Origin of the sequence: Bradyrhizobium sp. Ec3.3 (assembly GCF_000472925.1) — a bacterium.
Taxonomy (GTDB): Bacteria; Pseudomonadota; Alphaproteobacteria; order Rhizobiales; family Xanthobacteraceae; genus Bradyrhizobium.
In genome coordinates this window covers 140,266-155,098 of sequence record NZ_AXAS01000007.1, presented here as the reverse complement: position 1 = coordinate 155,098, position 14,833 = coordinate 140,266, and the positions used below count along the sequence as shown (strand labels likewise).

At 60.3% G+C, this 14,833-nt stretch carries 9 protein-coding genes; 8 read left to right on the top strand and 1 reads right to left on the bottom strand.

The annotated features are described in order from the left end of the window. Window positions 1–30 precede the first annotated feature (30 nt). From YUU_RS0108695 to YUU_RS0108685, 3 genes are all read left to right on the top strand, one after another. Window positions 31–1,080, top strand: a complete 1,050-nt coding sequence (locus YUU_RS0108695; RefSeq protein WP_051389667.1) for an SIR2 family protein — start codon at window positions 31–33, stop codon at window positions 1,078–1,080. Continuing rightward, entirely contained in the window at window positions 1,077–2,813 is a 1,737-nt protein-coding gene (locus YUU_RS0108690) for an ATP-binding protein (RefSeq protein ID WP_027522032.1), read from the top strand. The genes YUU_RS0108695 and YUU_RS0108690 overlap by 4 nt, the downstream gene beginning before the upstream one ends. Before the next feature lie 536 nt (window positions 2,814–3,349). After that, complete coding sequence (locus YUU_RS0108685; RefSeq protein WP_027522031.1) at window positions 3,350–9,274, top strand: DUF3320 domain-containing protein; 5,925 nt, start codon at window positions 3,350–3,352, stop codon at window positions 9,272–9,274. A gap of 503 nt (window positions 9,275–9,777) precedes the next feature. On the opposite strand, the gene YUU_RS0108680 is transcribed toward YUU_RS0108685, so the two are convergent. Further along, window positions 9,778–10,008: a hypothetical protein gene (locus YUU_RS0108680; protein WP_027522030.1), complete on the bottom strand. Its 231-nt coding sequence runs from the start codon at window positions 10,006–10,008 to the stop codon at window positions 9,778–9,780. Between the two features lie 856 nt (window positions 10,009–10,864). On the opposite strand from YUU_RS0108680, the gene YUU_RS0108675 reads away from it, so the two are divergent. From YUU_RS0108675 to YUU_RS0108655, 5 genes are all read left to right on the top strand, one after another. Next, on the top strand, window positions 10,865–11,779 hold the full coding sequence (locus tag YUU_RS0108675; RefSeq protein ID WP_245287972.1) for a S1/P1 nuclease: 915 nt from the start codon (window positions 10,865–10,867) through the stop codon (window positions 11,777–11,779). A 71-nt stretch (window positions 11,780–11,850) separates the two neighbouring features. Beyond that, a complete protein-coding gene (locus YUU_RS0108670) occupies window positions 11,851–12,087 on the top strand; it encodes a hypothetical protein (RefSeq protein ID WP_027522028.1) in 237 nt (78 codons plus the stop codon). Continuing rightward, window positions 12,088–12,354 (top strand): hypothetical protein, encoded by a 267-nt coding sequence (locus YUU_RS0108665; protein ID WP_027522027.1) that lies wholly within the window; start codon window positions 12,088–12,090, stop codon window positions 12,352–12,354. Window positions 12,355–12,725: 371 nt separating this feature from the next. Further along, window positions 12,726–12,878 (top strand): hypothetical protein, encoded by a 153-nt coding sequence (locus tag YUU_RS58470; protein ID WP_156944172.1) that lies wholly within the window; start codon window positions 12,726–12,728, stop codon window positions 12,876–12,878. Between the two features lie 652 nt (window positions 12,879–13,530). Next, entirely contained in the window at window positions 13,531–14,604 is a 1,074-nt protein-coding gene (locus YUU_RS0108655; protein WP_027522026.1) for a Gfo/Idh/MocA family protein, read from the top strand. Window positions 14,605–14,833: the final 229 nt, after the last annotated feature.

Below are 14,833 nucleotides of genomic sequence, written 5' to 3'. Positions count from 1 at the left end.
GCCCACTCAGTCTGATCAAGGAAGAAATGCATGGCGGCCAAGAGCAAGGCCGAGATCGCGCAGGAATTTGCCCAGAGCGCGCTGAGCGCCACCCCAGTGATCATCCTCGGGAGTGGCGCCTCGGCGGCGCATGGTGTGCCGGGAATGGGAGCGCTGGCAAAGCATTTGTCTGCCGCGTCGCTTCCCTCTAGATGGACAGCTGAAGAGAATGCCGAATGGACGTCGTTCATTGGTCATCTCAAGGCCGGCACCGATCTTGAAAGCGCGCTACAGGCGGTACGTCCTACCGAACGCCAAACCCAATTCATTGCAGGCGCTACACGGGAATTTCTGCTGCCTTCCGACCTGGCTGTCCTCGCATCGCTATTGGCCGATCGCCACACCTTGCCGCTAACCAGGCTTTATCGGCACCTCTTCGACAGCACGCACACGACGATCCATGTCGTCACGCCCAATTATGACCGGCTCGCGGAATACGCCGCCGACGCGGCCGATGTTAGCACGTTCACGGGCTTCAACCATGGCTATCTGCAGACCCGGGCGCGGGCGCCCAATACCCGTGTCACCGTGAACGGGCGGCCGTCGCGCACGGTGGCGATCTGGAAGGTCCATGGCTCCCTCGATTGGTTCCAGGACGCAGCCAACCAGATCGTTGGCGTGAGAAGCGCCCTCCCAATCCCGGCGGCCTATACGCCGCTCATGATCACGCCGGGAATTGACAAGTACCGCCTGACCCATGGCGAGCCGTTCCGCACAATCCTGAGCTGCAGCGACAACGCGCTGGAGAATGCCCGCTCTTATTTCTGCGTCGGCTACGGTTTTAATGATGAGCATGTCCAGACCAAGCTTATTGAGCGTTGCGACTATAATTCCATACCGCTGGTCGTGATCACAAAGGAGCTGACGGTCAGCGCTAAGGCCTTTCTGACCGGCGGCCGTTGCCGCCGCTATCTCGCCATCGAAGACAGCGCCGCAGGCGCTCGCGCATATACGCACGATGCGCCAGCAGGATTCGACCTAGACAAGCCGCTGTGGCGCCTCGACCGATTTCTCGACCACATAACAGGAATACCCGCATGAGCATGCTCGACTTTGCCGATGCAGAGGCGCTCGGACGTGTCCAATCGGTCGATACCGCCACCGTGATTGTTCGCGTCGATGATGTCGATGCATTGCGTGCACTACAGGTCAATCGGCTGGTCGCGCTCCAAAGCAGCTTGGCCGGCCACAAGCTGATTGGCGTTATCCACAAGATCACGCGCACCGCGCTCGAGGAAGCGAAAGTGGCCGACGTGGAGCGTGCCGACGAGGCTCATCCCGAGGTTAATCTGGTCCGCATCACATTGATTGGAACTCTGCTCGACCGGGACGGGACGCGGGCCAACGTATTCCGGCGTACGCTCGAAACGGTTCCGGAAATCGATGCATGCTGTTTCGCACTTGAGGGCGAACGGCTGACCCGCTTCATGGGCGTCATCTCTGAGGTGACTGGGGGAGCTCAGCGTCTGTCGCTCGGCGCTTACACTCTCGATCCCAACGCGCAGGCTTTCGTCAACGGCAACAGGCTTTTCCAGCGCCACGCCCTCGTCGTCGGCAGTACTGGCTCCGGTAAATCCTGGACGACAGCGCGTCTCCTGGAACAAGTGGCCGAGCTTGAAAGCGCAAACGCTATCGTGTTCGACATGCACGGCGAATATGCATCCATGGCCGGCGACGGTTTCGTGCATCTTCGAGTCGCGGGTCCGGGCGATATTGATGCGGACAAAGGCCTCACTGACGGCGTGCTTCACCTTCCCTACTGGCTGATGAGCTACGAAGCGCTAGTCTCGATGTTCGTCGACCGCAGCGACCAAAACGCGCCTAATCAGGCCATGGTTATGTCCCGTGCGATCGTCGATGCGAAGACCAGCTTCCTGACTGCAGGGGGCCACACTGATGTCCTCGCCAACTTCACGATCGACAGCCCCGTCCCTTTTGCGATGGCATCGGTGCTCGCGGAACTCGATCGTCTGAATACGGAAATGGTGCCAGGCGTCAGGACCGAAAAGCAGGGCGACTTTCACGGGAAGCTCAGCCGCTTGATTCAGCGCCTCGAAGGCAAGCGCACAGATCGTCGACTCGGGTTCTTATTTCCGGCAGCGGGCGTCGCCGATGGCTATGAGTGGCTCGATGAAGCAGTCACGTTGCTCCTAGGCGGACGAGCTGCCAAGGGAGGCCGCGGCGGGGTAAAGGTGATCGACTTTTCCGAAGTACCCTCGGACATTCTGCCGCTGATCGTCGGCATGGTTGCCCGTATGGTCTTTCATGTGCAGCAGTGGAGTCCGCAGGGGGCGCGTCATCCAGTGGCGCTGTTCTGCGACGAGGCGCATCTCTATATTCCCCAGGACGCGACCTCCGGCGCCGCCGAGAATGCGATCGCGACCTTTGAGCGCATTGCCAAGGAAGGCCGAAAATATGGCGTTGGCCTTGTCGTCATCAGCCAGCGGCCCGCCGAAGTGAATCGCACCGTCGTGAGTCAGTGCAACAATTTGATTGCCATGCGCTTGACCAATGGTGACGATCAGACGGTGGTACGCCGCCTGCTGCCCGATAGTCTGGGCGGGTTTGGTGATCTGCTGCCCGTGCTCGACACCGGCGAGGCCCTCGTGGTCGGCGATGCGATCTTATTACCTACACGCATCCGGATCGCAAAGCCGACCAACGAACCGCTTAGCGGCACGATTGAGTTTTGGGACCGCTGGGCGGATCCAAGGGCTGCAGCCGCGCTCGACAAGGCCGTGGAGAGTTGGCGCCGTCAGACGCTCGTCAAATAGCGTTGGGTCAAACCGAGCTACGGAGGCAGCCCACGCCGCTTATCGCGCCCGTCACCCGTTTCACTTCGGGTCGCCTATCTGCGGGCAACTTCCGTTGGCTGCCGCGATCGTCGGCCATGAGAAAGTTCGAATCGTGGGGCTCGCAACAACCCTCTTGCGGTTGGTCGAATACCAAGTTCCGAGATTAGCTGCTTGACAGCGGGATTCCTGGGACCAGTGTCCAGAACGTACGGAACATCTTCTAATCTATTGATTTTGTTGCTGCGATGCGCGTTTCCGCTCACGAGGCGAGCGTGTGCCCATAGTCCTTGGCGGGCGCATTCCCGGAGGAGCGCGTTATTCCATTTTCCGATGCACAACTCCGGAATACTCTCGAATTGCAGAAGTGACCCAGCCTATATTGCTAATTGCGTGAAGACATTGGTGCGCAGCGTGCCAAAAAGGAGGGTACGCGGGCATTTTTATCAATCCTGCGATGTTTTTTGTAACGTAGCATTTGGGGGCAGAGGGTGGAGCAGACACGGGCTGGGGGATCGGTGGGCGGAACGCTGAAGGTAGTTTGCACCGCCGCGGACAACATCAATGTTGCTTTTTATCAGAACGCGGTCCCGATTATCCGCGAACTGGCGCTCGAAAATCGTGAAGGCCGCGACCTGAGGGAGCTTTCGGTGCACCTCACGTCAGAACCCGCGTTCATGACGCCGGGGGTCTGGCATATTGAACAAATCGCGGCCGGGGCGACACACCATATCCGTAGCCTGGATCTGAAACTGGACCCGGCATTCTTAGCAGCTATCAATGCCTCGAGACGAGCCGAGTTGCGCATCCGTGTGGAAGCGGCTGGCGAAACCCTTGTCGAGAATGCCAGCGAGGTCAATCTGCTGCCGCCGTCGCACTGGGGCGGTGTCAATGCCGCGCCCGAACTGTTGGCGGCCTTCGTCAGACCCACAGATCCCAGCGTCGACGTCATCTTGCGGGAAGCCTCAAGCAAGCTGGCCGCGGCGGGACGCGACGACGCGATGGACGGGTATCGCAAGAAGACCAAGGCTAGAGCCTGGGAGATCGCCGACGCTCTTTGGGCGGCGCTCGTTTCCCACTCGATCGCCTACGTTCTTCCTCCGAAGAGTTTCGAACGGTCGGGCCAGCAAATTCGCGGACCGAGCGAGATCCTTTCTCGCAAGGTCGGCACCTGCCTTGATCTGGCGCTTCTCTATGCGTCCTGTCTCGAACAGGCAGGCCTCAATCCGGTTCTGGTCCTGACCGAAGGCCATGCTTTCGTTGGCGTGTGGCTCGTGGATGAAGATTTCTCGAGCCTTGCAATCGATGACCCACAGATGCTGCGCAAACGCGTGCAGCTCGAGGAGATGCTGTTGGTGGAGACGACGATCCTCACCGGCGCAAATCCTGGGCGTTTCAAGCAAGCGGTCGATGCCGGTGCAAAGCTGATCGCCGAGGACGCAACATCGCCGTTCGAGCTTGCCATTGACGTCAAGCGCGCGCGGAGTGCCAAGATCCGGCCGCTTGATCTCTCCAGCTCCGGCACCTCAACCATAACGCCGGCTGGCGCAGCTTCCAGCTCCCAAGAAGTCGGTGAAATTCCGAAGTTCGAGGAGGATTTCGACAAGCCGCGCGAGCCCGTTTCCGAGCGGAGCCTGGATCGGCTCGAGATATGGAAGCGGAACCTCTTAGATCTAACGCTGAAGAACCGCCTACTGAACTTCAGGGACGCGAAATCCACTATCTCGATCGAGTGCCCCGATGCAGCAATGCTCGAGGACAAGCTTTCCAGCGGGGACCGTTTTAAGCTGCTTGGCAGAGCGACCGTTCTCGACGGTACAGACGGGCGCGACGCCACTCTGCTCGCGCAACGGCGACACGACGACGTCCGCCAGGATTTCATTAAAGAGGCGATGGCCCGCGGCGAATTGCACACCCTCGTTCCGGAGACTGAGCTTGACGGACGCCTCACCGATCTCTACCGCGCCTCCCGCCTCGCTTTTGAGGAAGGCGGCGCAAATATCCTGTATCTGTGCCTAGGCTTCCTTAAGTGGACACCACAGGAGGGCGCGGGGCCTTACCGCGCACCGCTGATCCTCGTTCCGGTTCAGCTTGAGCGCAAAAGTGTGCGTTCCGGATTTCGGCTGGCGCTACACGAGGACGAGGCACGATTCAATCCGACATTGCTACAGATGCTGAAGCAGGATTTCGACCTGTCGATACCGGAGCTTGAAGGAGAATTGCCACAGGACGCCAAAGGTGTCGATGTCGCGGGGATCTGGAAGACAATCAGACGTCATATCAAGAGCATCAAAAGCTGGGAGGTCACCGAGCACGTCGTGATCGCGACATTGTCCTTCACGAAGTACCTGATGTGGAAGGACCTTGTCGACCGCTCGGACATTCTGAAGCGGAATCCTGTCGTCCGCCATCTGATAGACACGCCTACCCACACCTATGATGGATCGGGAGCCACCTTCGTCGCCGAGAACACGATCGACCAGATCGTAGATCCGGCTGAGCTCTTTACGCCGTTGTCGGCCGATTCCTCGCAGGTCGCCGCCGTTGTGGCCGCTCAACGCGGGGCCGATTTCGTGCTGTTCGGCCCCCCCGGTACGGGCAAGAGCCAGACGATCGCGAATATGATTACCAATTGCCTTGCCCACCAGAAGACAGTGCTGTTCGTGTCCCAGAAGACGGCGGCACTGGAAGTCGTGAGGCAGCGCATGCACGCGATCGGCCTTGGCAACTACTGCCTCGAGGTCCATTCGACCAAGGCTCAAAAGTCGAGTGTGCTCAACCAGCTTGCCACCGCCTGGCGCGAACACGGTCTTGTCACCGAAGAGCATTGGTCGGCCGCCGCCAGCGAACTGAAGCGGCGGCGCGACCAGCTGAATAAGCTTGTTTCCGCGCTGCACCGGCGTCGTGCTAACGGGATGACGGCCTACGAGGCCTTCGGACGCGTCATTGCCGATCGCGAACGGTTTTTGCATGTCGGACTGACATGGCCCGCTGGGACAATGCACGCTCCCGAAGACCTCGCGAGGATGCGCGAGACTTGCGCGGATATTCGCACTGCACTCGAGGCCGTCGGCGATCCCGTCGACCATCCGCTCAAGGGCATCGAGCAGGCCCGCTGGAGCCCGGCCTGGGTGCAGTCGCTTCACCAGTTGGTCGACCGCCTCCATCTCGCACTGCGTGAAGTAAGGGCCGCCGCCGACGATCTGGTGTCGTCGATCGGGCTCGACGGCAGCGCCGGCGACGATGCTCTCCTGCCGCAGCTGATCAAGCTCGTCTCACTGATGCTGCATGCCGATGCCGCAGACGGAGCGCTCTTGCTCTCAGCCGAGACACCAGAACGCGTGAACGCATTGTACGATCTTGCAGACGTCGTGGCCCGAGTGAAGGAAAAGATATCGGAACTCTCTGTCCGATACGATCTCAAAGCTGCGCTGCTCGACCTGCAATCGCTCGAGCGTGAGTGGCTCGAGGCGTGCGCGTCGAACATGTTCGTTCGAAGCGCCCGGAAAAAGAAGGTCAGACTAGCACTGAGCCCATACTGTTCGGGCGAGGTGCCTGACGATATTGGCCGAGACATTGTAGTGCTGCAGGATCTCGCTGTCCTGCTACGCGAAATCGAGACCATAAAACCGCGCTTCAGGGGCATGGAGCGCTTGTGGCGCGGGGTGCAGACCGAGGTGTCGCGTTTCCAGGGGCTGATCGACTGGGCCGCAAGCATGCGCGACGCGGTCGATGCCTATCCGATCGAGGGAACCGCACCGGATCGGGTTCTCTCGCACATCACAGATCTATTGCTGCGCGATAGCTCGCGCTTCCGGCCCGGGGGACAGGTACGACATGCCTTCGAGACGATGTACAAGGCATTTCCGACCATGCACCGGACGGCCAAAGAGTTGGGCGTATGTATCGGCCTCGATGATCCAGACGACATCGTCAAGATCGAAGCCGACTGGGTGGAGGCGCTCCTCCAACGAACCGCGAGCTGGAAGGCAAATCTCAACAAGGCCCCGCAATGGGCGACTTGGCGTTCCGCCGCTCAGACGGCACGGGCGGCCGGACTTTCCCCTCTTATCGATGCTGTCGAAGTCGGAGCCGTGAACGGCAGCGTTCTCACCAGCATCTTCGATTATGCTTATGCGCGCTGGGTCGCTGAAACCATCGTGAACGAGGACGCGACCCTAAGTAGCTTTCTCGCAGAGAAACACGAGGCCACGATCGATGCGTTCGTTGCCGCCGACCGGAAAGTTGCAGAGCTCGCGAGAGATATCGTGAAGGCACGCATCGGAACGGCAATACCGACCCAGACCAACTTCGGCAAAGATCCGGAATGGGGCACGCTTGCACGTGAAATCAACAAGAAGGCCCGACAGATGCCGCTTCGGCAACTATTCGGCCGCATCCCAACCGTGCTGACTCAACTTGCCCCGTGCGTAATGATGAGCCCACTTTCCATCGCACAATATCTACCCGCGGAAGCCAAACCTTTCGATGTGGTAATCTTCGACGAAGCCTCCCAAATCCTGGTATGGGACGCGATCGGAGCGATAGCGCGCGGCAGCCAGGTCGTGATCGTTGGTGATCCGGAACAGCTGCCTCCCACAAACGTGGGACAGCGTGGCGTGGACGATGAAGACGACGACGGCTCAATAGTCCAGAGCCAGCAGAGCATACTTGATGAGTGCTTGGCATCGAACGTCCCGAGCATGCGGCTGTCGTGGCACTATCGCAGCCGGCACGAGAGCCTGATCGCGTTCTCGAACGTCAAATACTATCGCGGCGAACTGACGACTTTCCCCTCTCCAGTGACGCGCGATACCGCGGTGCGCTACGTTCATGTCGACGGAGGCGTATACGAGCGGGGCGGCGCCAAGGTGAACCGGAAGGAGGCTGAGGCCGTCGTGGCCGAGGTTATCAGGCGCATGAGGATATCTACCCATTCGATCGGCGTCGTCACATTCAACGGAGAACAGCAGCGTCTGATCGAGAACTTGCTCGACCAGGCCCGCCGGACCGACCCGTCGCTGGAGCCGCATTTCGACCGCAACCAGACCAGGGAGCCGATTCTCGTCAAGAACATCGAGAACGTGCAGGGCGATGAACGCGACGTAATCATCTTCTCGGTCGCCGTCGGGCCAGATAAGACCGGACGGGTCACGGCCCAGATCTCTTCATTGAACAGCGAGGGCGGCCACCGCCGCCTCAACGTTGCCGTCACCCGCGCCCGCCGCGAACTTCTGGTGTTCGCGACATTGCGGCCCGAGCAGATTGACTTGGGACGCACGAGCGCTAAAGGCGTGGTCGACTTCAAGCACTTTCTCGAGTTCGCCGCGAACGGCGCGCGCGCCATCGCCGAAGCGTTCTCGCCAACCGGGCGCGACACGGAATCGCCGTTCGAGGACGCTGTGATGCGAGCCCTTCAGGAGAAGGGGTGGGAAGTGCATCCTCAAGTGGGCGTCTCGTTCTTCCGGATCGACCTCGGCATCGTGCATCCGGACTTTCCGGGGCGCTACCTCGCCGGCGTCGAATGCGACGGAGCTGCCTATCACCGGTCCGCAACTGCACGCGATCGCGACCACCTGCGTGAAATGGTGCTCACGGATCTTGGCTGGCGAGTTCTGCGAATCTGGAGCACCGAATGGTGGATGGATTCATCCGCCGCAGTGGAAAAGCTTCACACCAGGCTGATGGCTGATCTCGAGGCCGACCGTGCCTCTCGTCCAATTGTCGCCATAGATGATAAAGCTGCGTCTCCACTGGAGGCAAGCCCATCTGCAGATGGCCCCGACCTGCCCGTTGGCGCCGAACTCTCGAGCGCAGAGACGCAGGCCGATGCGGAGCAGGCCGAAGTCACGCCTGAACCGGCAAACGACGACAGACAGCCGGTCGAACAACCGAAAGTCTACGCGCGAGGACCGGTAAACGAAGGGCATGAGGCTACTCAAAAGCAGGCCACATATGTCAAGGCTGATCCCGCTAACGTTGCTACACCCGACCGCGAGCGTTTCTATGACGTCGGCTACCGCGGAACATTGCGTAGCATGGTTGACCACGTCATCGCGATCGAGGGCCCTATCTACTTCGATGTCCTCGTCGAACGCATTGCCCGCGCACATGGTTTCCTGCGCTCGGGCGAGACCGTGCAGAAAACCGTCGCGGCATCGCTTGGTCGTAATCGCTTTCCGACGACCAAGGACGGCGAACGGCAGATCATATGGCCGCAGGATGGCACGGCTGACGACAGCACGCCCTATCGAGGGGCTGGCGGGCGGGATCACGGAGACATTCCGGTCCCTGAATTGGCGGGACTTGCCCGGATGCTACGGAGCAGTGGCCTGGAGGAAGATGAGGACATCATCCGCGGTATGCAGGACCACTTCGGTTTGGGACGCCTCGCAGCTTCCACACGCGAACGCTTCGAGGCCGCTGTGACGGTTGCGGGTTAGAGGGAACAGGTTCCGCTTCGCCCTGGAGACACCGTGGCGCGCCGTCTTCAACTCCCGATTGCGAGCGGTCCAGCTGATGTGCAGACCGCCAGGCCAGCCCCAACACGTTCGAGTGGGTTCAGTGGAAAAGCTGCAATTCTTACAAATCATTCTCAAAAATCCGCGCAAGAAGCGGATTTATATAGACGGTTCAAAGCGTTCCCCTGGTGCGCCGAATAACAGTTTACGATGGGTCATACCCGCCTCGCCGGGGAGAGTTACTCTCGACGCGCCAACTATCCCCGCCGCCAAAGACACGCGGCCATCCAAACGCAGCCGACTGCGACCAGTAATCCACGTGTAATGCGGAGCGGCTGCGCGCTGAAGAATTGCGGGAATGTGTACAAGGACATACCGGCGGCGAAGAACGCCGCTTGCCCTCGGATACTGACAGGAGCGCCAAAGCAGCGCCGTTGCGGTCACAATTGCTGAGACCGCAGGGAGCAGCAGGCCGCTAGTGAGCATCACAAGGCCGGTCCGGAGCGGATGGCGTCGGAGTTCTGCCGGGGCGCTTCCTGCCCCAGCGCGTAAAGACCATAGGTTTCGCCGCCGTAGAACGGCAGCTTAAAGCCTATGCCAATCACGCTCAAGACGACGGAGACAAAGAACCGACGTTCGGCGGGCGTCGCAAGGAGAGAGCGTGGCAACTCTAACAGCCCTAATGGCAGCAACATAAACGCCACAACGGCAAGCATGTGCGACGCCAGCCATGCCCGAGACCCGAAGGCAGCGGCGCCAGCAGCGACCTTTCGTCGGAGAACGGTCGAAGTGCCAGATAGATCACGAATAGGATTCCGGAGACGGCGAGAGCGCCAGCGCCGAAACGGATACGGTTCACAAACATCGATCCATCTGAGGCGATTACATGAGCCTAGCTTCGCGACCGTGCACCTCAAGCGTAGCTTTTCCGAGAAGGCATGGCTTTTTCGCACAATCGGGCGTTTCGTCTTAGCGCCACAGATAGTCCCATCCTCATCGGCAGTGGCGCGGCAACCTTCCAAACGCGAGAGAAGCGATGTTCCTTGGAAAGCTGAGAGGGACTGACCTGCCACTTAGCTTCATCCAGCGTCGGTTGAAGGCTCGGGGTTGCTGAGACGCACCACAGGTATCTCTAGTGCTAGGATCGCGCACGGAAAACGCGCCTTCGAGGCGACGAGCGAAGAAAAGCTGCGCGCGGACACAACAAAAGGCCTGCAGAATGCATGGACGATGAACCAGCATACCATCGTGCTATGCATACCCACGCGGTTAATGCCCGCTGCCACGAACAACGAGCGGTCCTCGCTCTGCCCGCGCTCTGTGGTCGCGAGCTCAATTGCAAATCCCGCCAGTTGGAGGTGATGTTCGCGATCGGCCGCAGCGTGGCCGGAAGTCGGTATGGTCAGGCGTCGCACCAACACTTTGCAACAAGGTCCTCGCAACCCGCATTGGCCCGTCATAGAGCTCTGGTAAAAAGAAACAGGATTGTTGCAACCTCTAAGCGCAACCCAAGGCAACAAAATGTGGAGGCATCTCAAGATGCGTCGTGCGGTTTCGATCTCGATTCTGGCCGTGGCCCTCGGCATCGCCTCATCTCCCGCCCGCGCATGGTGGGACGAGGGGCACATGCAGATCGCCTATCTGGCCTACAAGCGACTGTCCGATCCCGTCCGGGACAAGGCCGACGCCTTGCTGAAGCTGAACGGGGACTACGCTAAGTGGACGGCGGGCGCGCCCGACGACAAGACGGCCAAGATGTACGCATTCGTTCACGCCGCCACGTGGGCCGACGACATCAAGACCAAACAATACGGCTACACGCGCGACGCCGTCACGAGCCCCACGGCGGGACAGAACATCGGCTATTCGGACCACAACCAGCACGCTTTCTGGCACTTCAAGGACATCGATTTCAGTCCAGACAGGACGCCCCTGCCCCCCGTGGATCCGGTCGACTTCGTCACGCAGCTCAAGCTCCTGACCGCGGCCCTGCCCGCATCGTCGGGCGCATCTGACGACGTGCGTTCGTACGATCTCGTCTGGATCCTGCATCTCGTCGGCGATGCCCACCAGCCTCTCCACGCGGCCGCACGGTACACGGTCCAGATCCCGGATGGCGACGCCGGCGGCAACGCCGAGTCCGTGATTCCGGCGAGCGGCTGGAGCATGGCGCTGCATGCCTATTGGGACGCGATCTTCGGTGGCTATTCTTCGCCCTATGGCGCGATCTTCGACGCGGACGACAAGGACGGATTGTCGAGCGTCGGCGTCAGCCAAGCTGAGGCGCAGATTGCCGATCCCGCTGTATGGGCTCAGGAGAGCGCAGATCTTGCGAAACAGTTCGCGTATGCGCCGCCGGTCGGCGCGGGAAAGAACCCGGTCTTCCTAACGCGCGAGTACGAGACCAATGCCAAGAACGTGGCCCGAGCGCGGGCCGCCTTGGCTGCGGCCAGACTGGCCAATCTGATCGACAACGCGCTGAAGTGATTTTTTTTGCCGACCACCGGCGAGATGCAGAATTGGAGGATCGAACAATGAAATGATATTTTGCGGCTATCGTGGTATCCGTAGCGTCGTTCCTGGTCGAGCCTGTATTCGCAGCGTCGCCGCTCGCCCAATTGACGCCAATCACCGGGACGCCTGTCTTCTTTGACGCGAAGAATATTACGGCCGTCGTCGCTCTGCCGACCAGCGAATTTCGCGTCGACGCCGATACCTTGCGCCTTTCGCCGCAAATCTTCTTTCCGGTGCCGGCCGAGCTGTCGTCGAACGGTCCGAAACCGCCGCTTACGTAGGTGCTCGGCATCTTCGCAAACCTGATGCCGGTGAAAGAGTCCGTGGACGACGTCCTCAAGCTTGCGGGCCGCGACCAATTCGTTCAGTTCACGCTGCTTTCCGGCGACAAAGTCTGGATGCGAGCCTCCGCGATCGGCTGGCTATCGCGCGAATACCCGGCCGCGGCGAACCCGGGCGCCGGCAGCTACTTCGGTTTCGGCCTGGCTCCCGGACGGCCGACGGCGGTGAAGGAACGCAAGGCCATCGAGCAGGCTTTGCCGAACTAAGGCTGCCGCTCCTCCACGCATATCTACCGCGGGGCAGGCGCGCGAAGCGGTTCTGTTTGCGGCGATGGCTGGCAGATCGGCCCGGACGAATCTGGCGACCCTCATCGGTCTAGTTTGGGCGATTCACACCACAGTGGTTCATTTTGACGTGTCAAGCATCTTTACTGAATCACAGTCCTTCCAGCAGCTTGCCCATCGCTCACCGGCGTTTTTCCCGTACCGGATCGACGGCCTGCACCGCAGCTCCTTTGGGCCGAGCGTCATGCGTTGACTTACCCGCGGTAACTGCAAACGCATGAGCTTTTGCTAACGCATGATCTACTGATTGCCGACAGCTAGGACAACTGCTTGAGACCGCGCATTGGTCACGCATGGCCGTGGCCGCAGACGGCAGCGCAACGACATCTATTCGAGGCATAATCACGCGATACAAGCTGATCGTCGTGCCCGTATTGGTGCAAGCCAGCAAGCCAGCCAGTCATCGCTTCGCGCCGATGCTGATCGTGGCCGACCGCCAGGGTTGAGCCGTATCGGTTGGTCCAATGAAATATCTTGCCGGGTTCGTAGACTGCTGGCCGATGAACCAAGCCGCTGTCCGACGGCCTTGTTGTCGGATCCCACAAGGCCTATCCGGCTCACGGCGCAGCGACGGCTTCAGGGGCGTGGGTGCCCTTGATCGGAACATTCGCTTCGATACCGGGAGGCGACAGCGACAATTCCGGCGCTGGGGTGCTGGGTTTGCGACATTTGCGTGGAGGCTCAACTATGCGTCGCCCCTGTTCGAAGCAAGGTTTTGCACAAGGTCTTTACTGGCACGGCAATTGCTCGACCGTGAATGTCCGTCCTCGCCAACCTTTGGGGTTCTGATGTTCCTGCGACTTGGCAATTATTGCCGCAACAGAGAGCCAGCTGTGACAGCGCATTCGCAACTTCAGGCGCAATGCGGCAGGTCCGGTTCGATCTGGCCGCAGCCTAACGGTTACTCTACCAACTCGGTCATCTGATGGGAAGTCAGGAGGGAGGTGAAATCAGTACAGGGTCCGAGGCTGTCGCCGGAATGGGGTGGCACCCCTCAGATACGACCTCGTCTCCGCTGCATGACCGCCAGAAGCGAACGAGGTTGGAGGGACTCCGACCAGCCTCGAACGCGATCCAACACGAGCCCTCGGAGAGGAAATGATGATCAGGTATGCAGTCGTCGGGGCTGGCTCGATTTCGCAACAGGCCTTCTTGCCGGGAGTCGGACAGTCCGCAAACTCGAAGGTTACGGCAATCGTAACCGGTCATCGAGACAAGGCCGCGCGACTGGCGGATTTCCATGGTGTTGGTCAGGTCGTCAACTATGACGGATACGATGCCCTTTTGAGAGGCTCCGACGTCGACGCGGTATATATTGCTCTGCCCAACCATTTGCATGCTGACTACGCTGTTCGGGCGGCTCGCGCTGGCAAGCACATTTTGGTCGAGAAGCCGCTGGCTACCAACGAACAAGATGCCCTCGCCATGATCGCCGCTGCGCGCGATGCCGGCGTGCTTCTGATGACCGCCTACCGGCTCCACAACGAACCCGGAACCGTCGCGGTGCTCGACCATATCCGCAACGACGCGATCGGCCGACCGCTTTTCTTTCAATCGGTGTTCAGTTTCCAGACGGCGGCAGGGAACCACAGACTCAAAGCTGCGAGTTGGGGAGGACCGCTCCAGGACGTCGGGGTCTACTGCGTCAACGCGGCTCGTCATATCTTTGCTGAAGAGCCGATCGAGGCCGTGGCAATGGCGCACCGACCGATCGATGACCAGCGGTTCGGCGAGGTGGAAGCGTCGGTCGCGGCCTTGCTGCGTTTTCCTTCAGGCGGCTTGGCCCAATTCGTCGCGAGCTTCGAGGCGGCTACCGTCGACTATTATCGGGTCGTCGGAACGTCGGGCGATATCGAACTCGACCCCGGCTTCAGGTTCGAGACGGCAACAAAATTGCGACTGCGCCGCGACGGCGAGGTCGGCGAAACCCAGTTTCCGCACATCGACCATTTTGCCGCGCAGGTGCAGTACTTTTCAGATTGCATCAAGGCTGGAACGCCGCCCGAAGCCGATGGCGAGGAAGGCTTGGCGGACCTACGCGCGCTGCTCGCAATTGAGACGGCCATCCTGACCGGGCAACCGCAAACGATCACATCCCGTCCACGTGCCCGCCATCCAACGCCCGACATGGTGCGATTTGTCCCTGCAACCGATCGACGACTGGTCCTCTGAGGAGACTGCTGCCATCAACGTGGACGAAACGCGTTCGACCTGCATAGATCCAGCCCTCGCCGAACCTCCGCGCCGTGGTAGAGGCCGAGCTGCCGTGTCCGGCGTGCGACCCCACTTCTTTGCTGCCTGGCCTCGAACTGTGGTCGGCGCTGCCATCATGTTTTTCATCGTCCGTTGTAAGCTGTAGTCACAAGCAGTTAGTCTCGTCCATCGCGTGATACCGCGGGCA